This window comes from [Rhizobium] kunmingense, assembly GCF_977018605.1.
Map to the genome: position 1 here is coordinate 872,035 of NZ_CDRNXG010000001.1, position 14,748 is coordinate 886,782.

General features: G+C 62.1%; 17 protein-coding genes. 7 read left to right on the forward strand and 10 right to left on the reverse strand.

Going from position 1 to position 14,748, the window contains the following annotated elements; translation table 11 throughout:
- Positions 1-304: 304 nt before the first annotated feature.
- From AC0JZ4_RS04435 to AC0JZ4_RS04465, 7 genes are all read left to right on the forward strand, one after another.
- Positions 305-706, forward strand: a complete 402-nt coding sequence (locus AC0JZ4_RS04435) for a pilus assembly protein N-terminal domain-containing protein (protein WP_471887784.1) — start codon at positions 305-307, stop codon at positions 704-706.
- Positions 707-825: 119 nt separating this feature from the next.
- A complete protein-coding gene (locus AC0JZ4_RS04440) occupies positions 826-1,461 on the forward strand; it encodes a TadE/TadG family type IV pilus assembly protein (RefSeq protein ID WP_471885229.1) in 636 nt (211 codons plus the stop codon).
- Positions 1,461-2,051: a TadE/TadG family type IV pilus assembly protein gene (locus tag AC0JZ4_RS04445; protein ID WP_471885230.1), complete on the forward strand. Its 591-nt coding sequence runs from the start codon at positions 1,461-1,463 to the stop codon at positions 2,049-2,051. The genes AC0JZ4_RS04440 and AC0JZ4_RS04445 overlap by 1 nt, the downstream gene beginning before the upstream one ends.
- 172 nt (positions 2,052-2,223) lie before the next feature.
- A complete protein-coding gene (locus AC0JZ4_RS04450) occupies positions 2,224-3,444 on the forward strand; it encodes a phosphopentomutase (RefSeq protein WP_471885231.1) in 1,221 nt (406 codons plus the stop codon).
- On the forward strand, positions 3,441-4,454 hold the full coding sequence (locus AC0JZ4_RS04455; protein ID WP_471885232.1) for an adenosine deaminase: 1,014 nt from the start codon (positions 3,441-3,443) through the stop codon (positions 4,452-4,454). Before AC0JZ4_RS04450 ends, AC0JZ4_RS04455 begins: the two co-directional genes overlap by 4 nt.
- A gap of 68 nt (positions 4,455-4,522) precedes the next feature.
- Positions 4,523-5,152 carry a uracil phosphoribosyltransferase gene (gene upp, locus AC0JZ4_RS04460; protein WP_471885233.1) on the forward strand — a complete coding sequence of 210 codons (630 nt, stop codon included), beginning with the start codon at positions 4,523-4,525 and terminating at the stop codon, positions 5,150-5,152.
- A gap of 116 nt (positions 5,153-5,268) precedes the next feature.
- Positions 5,269-5,805 carry a TIGR02281 family clan AA aspartic protease gene (locus AC0JZ4_RS04465; RefSeq protein WP_471885234.1) on the forward strand — a complete coding sequence of 179 codons (537 nt, stop codon included), beginning with the start codon at positions 5,269-5,271 and terminating at the stop codon, positions 5,803-5,805.
- Positions 5,806-5,835: 30 nt separating this feature from the next.
- Here AC0JZ4_RS04465 and AC0JZ4_RS04470 read toward each other — a convergent pair whose 3' ends face one another.
- The 10 genes from AC0JZ4_RS04470 to AC0JZ4_RS04515 all read right to left on the reverse strand — a co-directional run bounded on the left by AC0JZ4_RS04470 (position 5,836) and on the right by AC0JZ4_RS04515 (position 14,523).
- Positions 5,836-6,225, reverse strand: a complete 390-nt coding sequence (locus tag AC0JZ4_RS04470) for a type II toxin-antitoxin system RelE/ParE family toxin (RefSeq protein ID WP_471885235.1) — start codon at positions 6,223-6,225, stop codon at positions 5,836-5,838.
- The gene (locus tag AC0JZ4_RS04475) at positions 6,114-6,350 is read right to left on the reverse strand and encodes a hypothetical protein (RefSeq protein ID WP_471887940.1); all 237 of its coding nucleotides are present in this window, start codon (positions 6,348-6,350) and stop codon (positions 6,114-6,116) included. The genes AC0JZ4_RS04470 and AC0JZ4_RS04475 overlap by 112 nt, the downstream gene beginning before the upstream one ends.
- Before the next feature lie 36 nt (positions 6,351-6,386).
- The gene (gene deoA, locus AC0JZ4_RS04480; RefSeq protein ID WP_471885236.1) at positions 6,387-7,697 is read right to left on the reverse strand and encodes a thymidine phosphorylase; all 1,311 of its coding nucleotides are present in this window, start codon (positions 7,695-7,697) and stop codon (positions 6,387-6,389) included.
- Positions 7,698-7,700: 3 nt separating this feature from the next.
- Complete coding sequence (gene deoC, locus AC0JZ4_RS04485; protein WP_471885237.1) at positions 7,701-8,474, reverse strand: deoxyribose-phosphate aldolase; 774 nt, start codon at positions 8,472-8,474, stop codon at positions 7,701-7,703.
- 106 nt (positions 8,475-8,580) lie between these two features.
- On the reverse strand, positions 8,581-9,381 hold the full coding sequence (locus tag AC0JZ4_RS04490) for a purine-nucleoside phosphorylase (protein ID WP_471885238.1): 801 nt from the start codon (positions 9,379-9,381) through the stop codon (positions 8,581-8,583).
- Complete coding sequence (locus AC0JZ4_RS04495) at positions 9,378-9,770, reverse strand: cytidine deaminase (protein ID WP_471885239.1); 393 nt, start codon at positions 9,768-9,770, stop codon at positions 9,378-9,380. Before AC0JZ4_RS04495 ends, AC0JZ4_RS04490 begins: the two co-directional genes overlap by 4 nt.
- Positions 9,771-9,773: 3 nt before the next feature.
- Complete coding sequence (locus tag AC0JZ4_RS04500; RefSeq protein ID WP_471885240.1) at positions 9,774-10,745, reverse strand: ABC transporter permease; 972 nt, start codon at positions 10,743-10,745, stop codon at positions 9,774-9,776.
- Between the two features lie 3 nt (positions 10,746-10,748).
- Positions 10,749-11,852: an ABC transporter permease gene (locus AC0JZ4_RS04505; protein ID WP_471885241.1), complete on the reverse strand. Its 1,104-nt coding sequence runs from the start codon at positions 11,850-11,852 to the stop codon at positions 10,749-10,751.
- Between the two features lie 79 nt (positions 11,853-11,931).
- Positions 11,932-13,458, reverse strand: a complete 1,527-nt coding sequence (locus tag AC0JZ4_RS04510; RefSeq protein ID WP_471885242.1) for an ABC transporter ATP-binding protein — start codon at positions 13,456-13,458, stop codon at positions 11,932-11,934.
- 72 nt (positions 13,459-13,530) lie between these two features.
- A complete protein-coding gene (locus tag AC0JZ4_RS04515) occupies positions 13,531-14,523 on the reverse strand; it encodes a BMP family lipoprotein (protein ID WP_471887785.1) in 993 nt (330 codons plus the stop codon).
- Positions 14,524-14,748 lie beyond the last annotated feature (225 nt).

Consider the following 14,748-nt stretch of genomic DNA (forward strand, 5'->3'; position numbering starts at 1 on the left):
AGGCAAAGTTAGCAAATCGTTAAATGGAGCAATTCGGCCGCTCGTGGTAAATATTTCCGTTAAGGGAAGGGTAGAGTTTTCAGTATTTGTCGCGCGATGACATGATCGCCGCGAAATGATTTCATATCATGTATTTAACCCGGAAATCCGATTGCGCAAACAAGTTCCGTTACTTGGTTTTGCGGCTGGCGAGGCGATGCGCGGCAACAAAAGCGCAGGATTTAAGGCTTCGTTCACCATTGCGGGTCATCCTTCGTTCATATCGAAATCCGCCCGAGGAAATGTTCAGATGGCGCTGCGTGCAATGCTGGCTGCCTTTACAATCGCATCGAGCCTTGTCTCGGGGCCGTTAGCCTTTGCCCAGGAGCAGGATCTTCTGCGCGTATTCATGAATCAGGCGCGGGTGCTGAAGCTCGATCGGCCGGTGGCCAAGGTGATCGTCGGCAATGCCGAAGTCGCCGATGCGACGGTGGCCGACGCGACGACGATCGTGCTGACTGGCCGCAGTTTCGGCACCACCAACCTCGTGCTGCTCGACGCCGACGGAAACGCGATCGCCGACGAACGGGTGCTGGTGTCGATCGACGAGGGCAATACGGTGCGGATGTTCAAGCAGACGGAGCGCACCGTGCTTTCCTGCACACCCAATTGCGAGCAGCATTCGCAATCCAACGCCGCCGCCAGCGCGCCGGCCGCTGCGCCATAACCGTCCCCTGTCCTGCCAGCCCCGCTGATTGCACCAATTTGCGTCAACCGGGAAACGGATTTTCAATACTCGTTGAGTATGGTTCACGCTCGTCTTCGCCGTTTGCCGGATAGGAAGAAATGCAGCAGGACCAATCGCAAACGACCGCCGCCAGCGCGCCAAGAGGACGATTCAGGCGGCTTTTCCGCTCGAAGGACGGTGCTGCAGCGATCGAATTCGCGATCCTCGCCATTCCCTATTTCATCATCGTCTTCGCGATCATCGAAACCTTCGTCGCCTATACGGCGGAACAGCTGGTGGCCAATTCGGTCGATACGATGGGGCGGCAGCTGCGAACGGGCAATATTACCTTTGAACGCACGCCGAACACCAACAGTACCAACAAGACAGAGGCCGAGTTTCGCCGGCTGTTCTGCGGCGAGATCTCAATCCTGATAAAATGCAGTGAAACGGAAATAACGGACCCAACAGCCCAAACGAACAGGCTGTGGATCGACGTTAGAAGCTACACTAACTTTTCCGACATGCCGACAACGGTGCCGCTCACGTCAAATGGCGATCTCGATACGTCCAGAACGTCTCTCAACTATCTCCCCGGCGGACCCGGCACGCGCAACATGCTGCGCGCCTATTACAAGTGGGACATCATCACCGACCTTCTGCGCCCCTACATTTCCAATATTCGCCCGACAAGCGGATCGAAATACTTCCTCATCGTGGAGACCGCCGCCTACAAGAACGAGGACTATCCCTGATGTCCCCCAAGGTAAGGCGAAGATTTTCCAGGCTCCTTCTGCTCGACAGGCTGCAACGCTTCCGCAAGGATATCAGCGGTGTCGGCGGGGTGGAATTTGCGCTGATCGCGCCGCTTCTGCTGTTTCTCTACATTACCTCCTTCGAGCTGACGATCGGCCTCAGCGTCTCCAAGCGGGTGACGCGTTCGGCCAGCACGATCGCCGATCTGGTGACCCAGCAGTCCACCGTTTCGGCCTCCGACCTGCAGCAGATGGTGAACGTCACCAATGCCATCTTCACACCCTACAGGCCGGTGAACCTCTCGCTGAAGATTACCGGCGTCAAGCTCGACGCGTCGGGTAATCCAACGGTCGCCTGGTCGTGGAACCAGAGCGGCGGACGCCCCTATGCCAATAACGCGGCCGTCAATGTGCCGACCGACATGCGCTCGGCCAACACGTTTCTGGTTCGGGCGGAAGTTTCGGTGACGCACCAGCTGCTGATGTTCATGCCGGGACTGATGCCGAGCAACCTGCAGACGATCACGCTCAATCGCGAGTTCTTCTATCGCCAGCGCGTCGGTTCCAGCATTACCTGTGACGGATGCTGAGACGCCGGCAAACGGGGCCTTTGCCAGCCGCAAAAGCTGACTATATGAACTGCGTTTGACGGCGGTCCTTGCAGATTGCCGAAGAACGCATTCGCAGAGCAGTCTTTCAACGCAATTCCGCAGGCAAAACCGCTTTGCACCTTTGCCGGAATTGCCCTTGTCCCGGTGACCGATGGCACGCGCCTTTCTCTTCGTTCTTGATTCCTTCGGCGTCGGCGGCGCACGCGATGCGGCCGATTATGGTGACCTGGGCGCCAATACGCTCGGGCATATCGCCGAATTCTGTGCCGCCGGCTCGGGAGACCGGGCGGGGCTGCGATCCGGGCCGCTGAAGCTTCCCAACCTGACATCGCTCGGCCTGATGGACATCGCCAGGATGGCGAGCGGCGAGCATCCCGCCGGAATGCCGCTGCCGGAGCGGCTGTTCGGGCTTTACGGCACGGCCAGCGAACTATCGAACGGCAAGGATACGCCCTCAGGGCACTGGGAAATCGCCGGAACACCGGTGATGTTCGACTGGGGGTATTTTGCGGCGGAAGGCGATGCGTTTCCGGCCGAGCTGGTCGAAGCGATCTCCGAGCAGGGCGGTATTGACGGCATTCTGGGCAACTGCCACGCCTCTGGCACCGAGATCATCGCCAGGCTCGGAGAGGAGCATATCCGCACGGGCAAGCCGATCTGCTATACCTCGAGCGACAGCGTGTTCCAGATCGCCGCGCATGAGGAGCACTTTGGCCTCAATCGGTTGATGGCGCTGTGCGCCGTCGTGCGCGGGCTGCTCGACCCGCTCAATATCGGCCGGGTGATCGCCCGTCCGTTCATCGGCGAAACGGCGGAGGCATTCGAGCGCACCGGAAATCGCCGCGATTTTTCCATTCCCCCGCCCGAGCCGACATTGCTCGACCGACTGGTGGAGGCCGGGCGGACCGTGCATGCGGTGGGCAAGGTGGGCGATATATTCGCGCATCAGGGCGTCTCGCTCGTGATCAAGGCGAATGGCAATGCGGCGCTGATGGAGGCGACGCTTGCGGCCATGGAGGACGCAGGCGACGGCGATCTGGTGTTCACCAATTTCGTCGATTTCGACATGGTCTACGGGCATCGCCGCGATGTGCCGGGCTATGCGGCGGCACTTGAAGCCTTCGACCGCAGCCTGCCGGACATCTACCGCAAGCTGAAGCAAGGCGATCTGGTGATCCTGACCGCCGACCATGGGTGCGATCCGACCTGGCGGGGTACCGATCATACGCGCGAACGCGTGCCGATCATGGCATTCGGCCCAGGCATCCGGACCCGCTCGATCGGCGTGCGCTCCTCCTTTGCCGATATCGGCGAGACGATTGCGGCGCATCTGGGCATTGCCGCCGGCCGGCATGGATGGAGTTTCCTGTGACGCGCAATCTGCTGAAAGCCGAGATCCATTGTCATATCGAGGGCGCCGCATCACCGGAACTGGCGCAGGCACAGGCGGACAAGTACGGCGTCGATGCGAGCACCTTCCTGCACGACGGCGCCTATCGGTGGCGCGATTTTTCCGAATTCCTTGTCGCCTACGATGCGGTCGCCTCGCTGTTTCGCACGGCTGACGATTATGCGCTGCTGACGGAGACCTATCTCACCGAACTTGCCGCGATCGACACGATCTACAGCGAGATCATCGTGTCGCCCGATCACGGCGACCGGATCGGGCTCGGGGCCGACGCCTATCTGGCCGGGATCTGCGACGGGATTTTTGCGGCGAAGGAGAAGACCGGGATCGAGGCGCGCATCATCGTGACCGGCGAGCGGCATTTCGGACCGGACAGCGTGATTGCGGCCGCCAGCTATGCGGCGCGGGCGAAAAACCCTCTTGTGACCGGCTTCAACATGGCCGGCGAGGAGCGCATGGGACGGGTGGCCGATTACGCCCGCGCCTTCGACATTGCCCGCGACGCCGGGCTGGGGCTGACGATCCATGCCGGCGAGGTGTGCGGGGCATTCAGCGTCAGCGATGCGCTCGACCTTATCAAGCCGCAGCGGATCGGCCATGGGGTGCGGGCAATCGAGGACGAGGCGCTGGTGGCACGGCTTGCCGACCTCGGCACGGTGCTGGAGGTTTGCCCCGGTTCCAATATAGCGCTTTCCGTCTATCCGGATTTCGACAGTCATCCGTTGAAGGCGCTGAAGGCAGCGGGGGTTCGCGTCTGCATCAATTCCGACGATCCGCCGTTCTTTAAGACTTCGCTCTCGCGCGAATACGAGATCGCGTCGGCGGTGATGGGGATGAGCAATGCCGAGATCAACGGCATGACACGCACGGCGCTCGAGGCGGCATTCGTGGACGCGGCAACACGGGCGGCGCTGCTTGCCCGGTTCGACGCGGAAAATCAGCCGCGCAGACTGGGGATCATGAAAGGACCTTGATCTCGCCACTTGCGGAACCGATCGTTTTTCGGAAAAGAAGAGACAAGCAACGAAAAAGGAAGAAGCCCATGGACGGCGTCACAGTCATCGATCACCCGCTGGTGCAGCACAAGCTGACGATCATGCGCAAGAAGGAGACATCGACCGCCGGCTTCCGCAGGCTGTTGCGCGAAATCTCCATGCTGCTCTGCTACGAGGTGACCCGCGATCTGGAGCTGACGCTTGAGACGATCGAGACGCCGATCACCGAGATGCAGTCGCCGATCGTGGAAGGCAAGAAGCTGGTCTTCGTTTCCATCCTGCGCGCCGGCAACGGGCTTCTGGAAGGGATGCTGGAACTTGTGCCTTCGGCGCGCGTCTCGCATATCGGCCTCTACCGCGACCACGACACGCTGCAGCCGGTGGAATATTACTTCAAGGCCCCGGACGATCTCGACGAACGCCTGATGATCGTCGTCGATCCGATGCTGGCGACCGGCAATTCGGCGATCGCGGCCATCCAGAAGCTGAAGGAACGCGGCGCCAAGAACATTCGCTTCCTCTGCCTGCTGGCAGCGCCCGAAGGCATCGAGAATTTCCAGGAAGCGCATCCGGACGTGAAGATCTACACGGCTTCGGTCGACAGCCACCTGAACGAGAAGGGCTATATCGTGCCCGGTCTGGGCGATGCCGGCGACCGCATGTACGGCACCAAATAAAGGCTTCAGGCTTTTCTAACCAAGACTTCAGAAGGCGGCCGGCCGGCATGGCGCGGCCGCCTTTTTGTTTAGACAATGCGGGATAGACTTGTCGTCCTTAATCAAGGGACCCGATCATGCTGATCCGCACCGCCATCTTCGCAGCCATAGTGGCCGTTCTGGCAACGCAGATCCCGGCGCTCATGCAGCAGACCGAGGACTCAGTGCAGCCCGTTCCGGCCGTGCAGATGCCGCAGGCGGCGAAGCCCGCTCCCGCCGCGCCCCAGATCGCTTCCGTTTCGTCGGGGAGCACGGTTCTCGATGCCGACGGGCGCGGGCATTTCGTCGGGTCATTCAAGCTCAACGGCAAGCCGGTGACGGGACTGGTGGATACCGGTGCTTCGTCCATCGCCATCAACGAAAGCACCGCACGCAGGCTGGGTTTCAGCGGCAACAGCCTCGACTTCCGCTACACGGTGAACACGGCGAACGGCCAGACGGACGCGGCACGGGTGGTGCTGGACCGGGTCGAAATCGGCTCCATCCGGGTTCGCGACGTCGAGGCCGTGGTGCTGCGCGACAAGGCGCTTTCCGGCACGCTGATCGGCATGACTTTCCTGACCAAGCTGAAATCCTACCAGGTGAAGGGCAGCAGCCTGACGCTGGCGAATTGAGACAGGCTAAAGCGGGATCATGACTCCGACTTAGCGATCCGCCTCCCGGCCGGCGCGAACGGCCAGAATTATCACATGGCCGCCATCAAACCGGTAAAGCGCCACATAGCCGGACGCACCGAACTCGATCGGCCATTCGCGAAATTCGGGAGGCATATCCGCCATAGATCTGCCGGCTTCAGGATGTTGGCGCAGAAGTCTTACACCCTGCCTTATGGCCTTGACTGCTCGCCTGGCAGCATCCCTGTTCTTGCGAGCCAGAAAAGCGTTGAGACGGGCAATATCGTCCAGTGCCGCGGGCGACCAGATCAGCCGTGGCATGCGGGCGGCGGAAGGTCTTCGCCAGCCTCGAGCCGCGCCAGCCAAGCGTCGGCTTCCTCCTCGGTTACGTGGTGGCCGCTTGCCTGATAGGCTTTCCATGCAGCGAGGACCGCGGCGCGCGTATGCTCGCGATCATCGTTCTGTGCGACGTTCGGTTTCGGCTTAACCTGCATGTCGTCCTCGGCTGTGTGGGAAGAGGCACGATATAACACAATTGCAGCCATGCGCCAATTCTTAACGGCTCGGGTCCCCCGCTCGCCCTATCCGATCCGCTCGACGAAAACTGGTGAAAGCTGCGGGGCTTCCGTGGTGATGTGGTAGGCGTCCAAAACGGCCTTCACGGCCCGCTCCGCCTGATCCTGCGATGCGGCGTGGATGCGGGCGATGGGGTCTCCCATGGAGAGCCTCGATCCGAGGGGGAGGATGTGGCTGAGGCCGACGCGGTGATCGATCGCGTCGGAGACATCGCGGCGGCCACCACCGAGATCGACGACGGCGAGGCCCAGGGCGCGGGCGTCGCAGGTGGCGAGGTAACCTTCCCGTGGGGCCGGCACCTCGATGGTTACGGGGGCGTGCGGCAGGTGGGCCTCAGGGCGATCGCAAACATCGGCAGGGCCGCCGAGGGCGTGGACCATGCGGCCGAACATTTCCATGGCGCGGCCGGAGGAGAGTGCTTCGCTTGCCAGGCGAGTTCCCTCGGCGGGATCTGCCGCCAAACGGCCCTGGACAAGCATTTCGGCGGCTTGAGCGAGGACCAGCGTTTCGAGGCGGGTGCCGGTTTTCTTGCCGGCGAGAAAATCGATGCAGTTGGCGATTTCGAGCGCGTTGCCGGCAGCATCTGCCAAGGGTTCGTTCATGTCGGTGATCAGGGCCACCGTCGGTACCCCTGCCCCGCCGGCGACCTCGACCAGAGAGCGGGCCAGAATGCGGGCTTCGTCCAAATCCTGCATGAAGGCGCCGGTGCCGACCTTTACATCCATCAGAAGGGTCTGAAGACCTGCCGCGAGTTTTTTGGACAGGATGGAGGCGGTGATGAGGGGAACGGATTCGACCGTCGCCGTGACGTCGCGGATGGCATAGAGGCGGCGATCGGCAGGGGCGAGATCTGCGGTCTGGCCGACGATGGCGCAGCCGACCTCGCGCACAACCTGCCGGAAGCGAGCCTCGCTCGGAGCGATATCGTAACCGGGAATGGATTGCAGCTTGTCGAGCGTGCCGCCGGTGTGACCAAGCCCCCTGCCCGAGATCATCGGTACCGCAAGGCCGCATGCGGCGGCGATGGGAGCGAGCATGAGCGAGACATTGTCGCCGACGCCGCCGGTGGAATGCTTGTCGGCAACCGGGCGGTCGATGCCCGCCCATGACAGGACGGAGCCGGAATCACGCATGGCAAGCGTCAGGGCGACCGTTTCATCGCGTTCCATGCCGCGAAAGAAGATGGCCATGGCGAAGGCGGCCGCCTGGGCGTCCGATACGGTGTCGGTCGTCACGCCTTGGATGAAGGCCACGATCTCGTCACGCGACAGGATTTGTCCATCGCGCTTTCTGCGGATGATCTCCTGCGGCAGCATGGATCAGTAATTGCCGGCGGCTGCGCGCGGGGTCGAGGTGCCGCCGAGGACGGCCAGGATATCGTCCAGCAGGCTGGATGCGCCAAAACGGAAGGTCGAGGGCATGATCCAGTTGGCGCCCATGATGGTTTCGGCAAGGCGCAGATAGAGGTCGGCATCGGCAACCGTGGAAATGCCGCCGGCCGGTTTGAAGCCGACCTTGGCCTTCGACTGGCGGATGGCGGTGAGCATGATGTCGGCCGCTTCCAGCGTTGCATTGACCTGCACCTTGCCGGTCGATGTCTTGACGAAATCGGCACCGGCGGCGATCGCCAGTTCGGAGGCGCGGCGGACGAGATCGCGGCTCTTGATCTCGCCGGTTTCAAGAATGACCTTGAGGCTGGAATTCTGGCAGGCGGCGCGGGTGGCCTCGACCATCGCGGTCACGGCCGCTTCATCACCAGCGATGAAAGCCTTGTAGGGGATGACGAGGTCGATCTCGTCGGCGCCGTCTGCCACCGCCTTCTCGGTTTCGGCGACGACATCGGTCACCGTGAGATCACCGGAAGGGAAGTTGACGACGGTGGCGATGCGGACCGGATGATCGGCGCCGAGGATCTGACGGGCATGGGCGACGAAGCGCGGCCAGATGCAGATCGCGGCCACATTGCCATAGGGCGTCTGGGCGCGCAGGCAGAGGTTTTCGATCGCGGCGTCATCGCAATCGTCACGCAGGTTGGTCAGGTCTAGAAGAGACAGGGCAAAAGCCGCCGCCTCGCGCGGGCTCTTCAGTTCCATGGTGTCCTCCGATGATGATTGAGACGCCATCTTTAGCGTTCAACCGATTTGATGCAAGCTGCGCCTCTTGCCAAGGCTGCCCGATTGGCGGCAAGGCATTGAAACGTCAGGCGTTACCGGCAAGCATTTCGTGCAGGATTTTTGCCAGGCGGGCGCCGCCCAGAGGAGCCATGTCCTTGGTTTCCTCGTGGCTCAACTCGGCGCCGGTCATGCCCGCACCGTAATTGGTGATGACGGAGGCGGCCGCGACCTTCAAGCCGAAATAGCGGGCGAGGATGACTTCAGGGACGGTCGACATGCCGACGGCATCGGCCCCCAGCGTGCGGGCCATGCGGATTTCGGCCGGCGTCTCGAAGCTCGGGCCGGAGAACCACATGTAGACGCCTTCAAACAGGGGCAAGCCGGCGCGGATGGCGGCATTGCGCATTTTCAGCGCCAGGCCCGCGTCATAGGCGCTGGTCATGCCGACGAAACGGCCATCGCCATGTTCGCCGATCAGCGGGTTCATGCCGGAATAGTTGATGTGATCGGCGATCTGCATGACGGAGCCCGGCGGCATATCCTCGCGCACCGAGCCTGCGGCATTCGTCAGGATCAGCGACTGGACACCGATGCCTTGCAGGACCTGCAGGGGAAAGCGCATGGCGCGCGCATCGCCACGCTCGTAATAATGGGCGCGGCCGGAGAGCATTATGACCGGCTGGCTACCGAGATAACCGGCAACCAGTTCGCCCGCATGACCGGTGACGCCACTGACCGGAAAGCCGTCGAGCTCCCTATACGGGATACGGACCTGCTGGGTGACGCCTTCGACAAGCGAGCCCAATCCCGAGCCGAGCACGATCGCCACGCGGGGGACGAGGACGCCCAGCCGCTCGACGATGAGATCCGTCACCGTTGCCGTCATCCGATGACATCCGTCTCGAAGGCAAACGGCAGAAGCTCGGCCATGGTGACGGTTTTTGCGACACCCGTCTCATCGCAGAGATAGATGCGGGTATCGGCCGTGGCGAATTCGGAGATCTTCTGGCGGCAGCCGCCGCAGGGCGTGCAGAGCGGCAGCTTTTCGGCGATCACCGCCAGTTCGACGATCTTCTTAGCCCCGCCCATGACCATGGCGCCGATTGCGGTCGGTTCCGCACACCACCCTTGAGGGAAGGAGAGGTTCTCGATATTGGCGCCGAGATAGACCTGGCTGTCATCGGCCCTCAAGGCAACGCCGACCGGGAATTTCGAATAAGGGGCGTGGGCCTTGCCCATCGCCTGGCGGGCGGCTTCGAACAGTTCGTGCGACATTACTCAACGCTCCTTCGTATAGGCGACGCCGCCGGCCTTGGGCGGGCGGGCGACGCCGATGAAGCCGGCCAGCAGGATGCAGGTGAGGATATAGGGCAGCGCCTGGAAGATCTGTACCGGGACCTCGCCGATCAGCGGCAAGGACTTGCCCTGCATGAAATTGGCGAAGGCATCGAGGAAGCCGAAAAGCAGGCAGGCGAACATGACCGGCACGGGCTTCCACTTGGCGAAGATGAGGGCGGCGAGTGCGATATAGCCCTTGCCAGCCGACATGTTGTTGATGAAGGCGGCGGACTGGGCGATCGCCAGATAGGTGCCGGCGAAACCGGCGAGGAAGCCGGTGACGATGAGCGCACGGTAGCGCAGCCAGGTGACCGAAATGCCGGCCGTATCGACCGCGCCCGGATTTTCACCCACCGCGCGAAGCCGCAGGCCGAAGCGGGTGCGGTAGAGAACCCACCAGGAGACCGGCACCATGAGGAAGGCGATATAGGTGAGAATGTTGTTGCCGGAGATGACATTGGCATAGAGCGGGCCGATGATCGGCACGTCGCGCATCATCTCCGCGCCCGGCAGGACGATGCCGGAGAAACGGCCTTCCGGCGGCACCTGACCGGTGCGGCCGCCCTGGTTGAACCAGGCGGTGCCGAGCACGATGGTAAGCCCGGCGGCGATAAAATTCAGCGCCACGCCGGAGACGATCTGGTTGCCGCGATTGGTGATCGAGGCAAAGCCGTGCAACAGCGAGAAGACGATGGCGATGAGGATGCCGGCGCCGAGGCCGGCCCATGCATTGCCGGTCCAATAGGCGACACAGGCGGCGGCGAAGGCCGAGGCCAGCATCTTGCCTTCCAGGCCGATGTCGAAAATGCCGGCGCGCTCCGAGAAGAGGCCGGCCAGTGCGGTGAACAGAAGCGGTATGGACAGGCGGATGGCCGAGCCGAGGATGCTGACGAATGTATCGAAATATTCCATGGCTTATGTCCCCCTCGTCGCCTGATAGAGCCGCACCATGGCCGGACGCAGCATGTATTCCAGCGCACCGGCGAAGAAGATGACGAGACCCTGGATGACGACGATCATGTCGCGGGTGATGTTGGGCATTTCAAACGAGAGATCCGCGCCGCCCTGATAGAGAATGCCGAACAGGAAGGCCGCGATGATGATGCCGAGCGGGTGGCTGCGGCCCATCAGCGACACGGCGATGCCGACGAAGCCCGCGCCGGCGACGAATTCCACCTGCAGACGGGCCGAGGCGCCCATGACGGCGTTGAGCGCCATCATGCCGGCCAGACCGCCGGAAATCAGCATGGCGATGATGACGGTGCGCACATAAGGGATGCCGGCATAGACGGCGGCCGACGGGCTGATGCCGAGCGTGCGCATTTCATAACCGAGACGGGTGCGCCAGATGAGCAGCCAGACGAGAAAGCACATGACGAGCGCGATGATGAACGAGACGTTGAAGGGTGCCGGCCCGAGCCTCAGGCCGAACAATGCCATCAGCCAGTCGAGCTTGGGAAGCTGGCCGCCGGCCAGGAATGTGCGGGTTTCGGGCGCCATCTTGCCGGGCACGATGAAGACGTTGACCAGCAGATAGACCATCAGGGCCGCGGCGATGAAATTGAACATGATCGTCGTGATGACGACATGACTGCCCCGCTTGGCCTGCAGCCAGGCGGGAATGAAGGCCCAGGCGGCCCCGAAGATGGCGGCACCGGCAATGGCGAACGGCATGGTGACGTACCACGGCACGTAATGATCGAGCGACAGGGCAACGAGTGCGGCACCCAGGCCGCCGACATAGGCCTGACCTTCCGAACCGATATTGAACAGGCCGGCATGGAAGGCAACGGCGACCGAGAGGCCGGTGAAGATGAAGCTTGTCGTGTAGAACAGCGTGAAGCCGATCGCATCCCCGCGGCCGAGCGCGCCCTGAATGAGGAAGTTCAAGGCATCGAGCGGGCTTTCGCCGATCGACCAGACGACAAGGCCGGAGAAAAGCAGCGCGAGAACGAGGTTGAGGAGCGGGATGACGCCATAGTTGATCCAGGCGGGTAGCGGGACGGAAGCCGTGCTCATGCGCCCCTCCCCTCATCGCCGGTTTTGAGGCGTGCGTCGCGCATTGCGTACTCCAAAAGTCCATTCATTGCGGAAACCGTCATGCCGCGATACCCGCCATCATCAGGCCCAGCGTCTGCTCGTCCGCATCCGACGGCTTTTCGCCGACGACCTTGCCGGCGAACATGACGAGGATGCGGTCCGACAGCGAGCGGATCTCGTCGAGTTCGACCGAGACGAGCAGCACGGCCTTGCCGGCGTCGCGCATCTCGATGATGCGGCGGTGGATGAATTCGATCGCGCCGATATCGACGCCGCGGGTCGGCTGGCCGATCAGAAGCATTTTCGGATCGCGCTCGATCTCGCGGGCGACGACGATCTTCTGCTGGTTGCCGCCGGAAAAGTTTGCGGTCTTCAGCCGCGGGTTCGGCGGGCGGATGTCGTATTTGGCGATCTGCTCCTCGGCGCTTTTGCGGATCGCTTCGAGATCCAGCATCGCGCCGCGGCCATAGCGCTCGTCGTGGTGATAGCCGAGGATGGAATTCTCGTATTCCTCGAATTTCAGGACAAGGCCCATGTGATGGCGGTCTTCGGGGATATGGGCGAGGCCGAGCTTTCGCAGCAGAGCGGGATCGGCGGCCTCGACCGGCTTGCCTTCGACCAGGATCTGGCCGGAGACCGGCTTGCGGATGCCGGCCAGCGCCTCGAGCAGCTCCGACTGGCCGTTACCGGCAACACCGGCAATGCCGACGATTTCGCCGGCGCGGACATCGAAGGAGACGTCGTCGACCATGGTGACGCCGCGGCCATCCTTGACGCTCAGGTTCCTGACCGACAGAAGCACCGGGCCGGGATTGGCCTCTTCCTTTTCGACGCGCAGCAGAACGCGGCGGCCGACCATGAGTTCGGCGAGTTCGGCTGCACTCGTTTCCGCCGTCTTGCGGGTGGCCACCATTTCGCCGCGGCGCATGACCGAGACTTCATCGGTGATCGCCATGATCTCGCGCAGCTTGTGGGTGATGAGAAGGATGGTCTTGCCCTGATCGCGCAGGACTTCGAGGATGCGGAACAGGTGATCGGCCTCGGCGGGGGTGAGCACGCCCGTCGGCTCGTCGAGGATGAGGATATCGGCACCGCGATAGAGGGCCTTCAGGATCTCGACACGCTGCTGGCTGCCGACCGGCAGTTCCTCGATCAGTGCGTCCGGATCGACTTCAAGGCCGTAATCCGTCTCAAGCCGCTTCAGCTCCTTGCGGGCACCGGCGACGCCCTTTGCCAGAAGCTGGCCGCCTTCGGCCCCGAGCATGACATTTTCCAGGACGGTGAAATTCTCGACCAGCATGAAATGCTGGTGGACCATGCCGATGCCGGCGGCGATTGCCGTCTGGCTGTCGCGGATCGCCACGGGCCTGCCCTGGATGCGGATCTCGCCTTCGTCGGCATGGTAGAAGCCATAGAGGATCGACATCAGGGTCGACTTGCCGGCGCCGTTTTCGCCGATAATGCCGTGGATCGAGCCCTTGGCAACGGACAGATTGATGTTCTTGTTGGCGTGGACCTGCCCGAATTTCTTGTCGATGCCGACAAGTTCGATCGCAGGCTCGCGGTCTGGAGAAGACAGGCTCAATGGTTCAACCTTATCCTGATACGAAAAAAGGGCGCGCGGCGGATACCGCCACGCGCCCCTTCTACAGATGACTTACATCGGGCAGGAATTGTCCGTCATGTAGTCGTGAACCTTGACCGTGCCGGCAATGATATCGGCCTTGGCCTTGTCGACGGCGGCCTGCATTTCCGGCGTGATCAGCGCCTTGTTGTTGTCATCGATGGCAGCCGTCACGCCGTCGTCGGCGACGCCGTTTGCCTGGATGCCGGCAGTGAACTTGTCTTCAGCCGCATCCTTGTAGGCGTTGTAGACGGCGAGATCGACGCGCTTGACCATCGAGGTGAGGACCGAACCCGGATGCAGGTGGTTCTGGTTCGAATCGACGCCGATCGAGAACTTCTTGTTGTCGGCTGCCGTCTGCAGAACGCCGATACCGGATGCGCCGGCTGCCGCGTAGATGACATCGGCGCCCTGGTCGATCTGGTTCTTGGTCAGCTCACCGCCGCGAACCGGGTCGTTCCACGCCGCACCGGTCGTGCCGACCATGTTCTGGAAGACTTCCGCATCGGCCTTGACCGACTTGACGCCCTGCGCATAACCGCAGGCGAATTTGCGGATGAGCGGGATATCCATGCCACCGACGAAGCCGACCTTGCCGGTCTTCGACGCCATGCCGGCGAGAATGCCGGTGAGGTAGGAGCCTTCCTCTTCCTTGTAGACGACCGAACGGACATTCGGCAGTTCCACGACGGAATCAACGATGACGAACTTGGTGTCGGGGAATTCGGCTGCGACCTTTTCCATCGCCGAGGTCCAGGCGAAGGAGACGGCGACGACCGGATTATAGCCGCGGCTGGCGAAATTGCGGATCGCCTGCTCGCCCTGCGTGTCGCTGGTCGGTTCGAAATCGCGATATTCGGTGCCGGTTTCCGCCTTGTAGGCCTCGGCGCCGGCATGAGCCGCTTCATTGAAAGACTTGTCGAACTTGCCGCCGGTGCCATACACCAACGCCGGCCTGATTTCGGCGGCCAGAGCGGTCGTCGACATCGCAGCCACGGCAAGAAGGCTCAAAAGGGTTTTCTTCATCATGCAGCCCTGCTTTTTTAAATGTTTGGGTCCTCCCGCGGGCTCGACCAGCGAACGCCATGCGGTCACCTGCCCCCCTCTTCGAAGGCTTGGCTTTCTCTACTCTTGCATGTGCGGCAGAAAAATTCATCCGATTTTTTTCAACCGGTAAAATCGCCTATCCCTTTGGCAGGCTGCATAATTTAGCCGCGGATCTGCACAAATCCGCGGCGATCGGGATCAGGC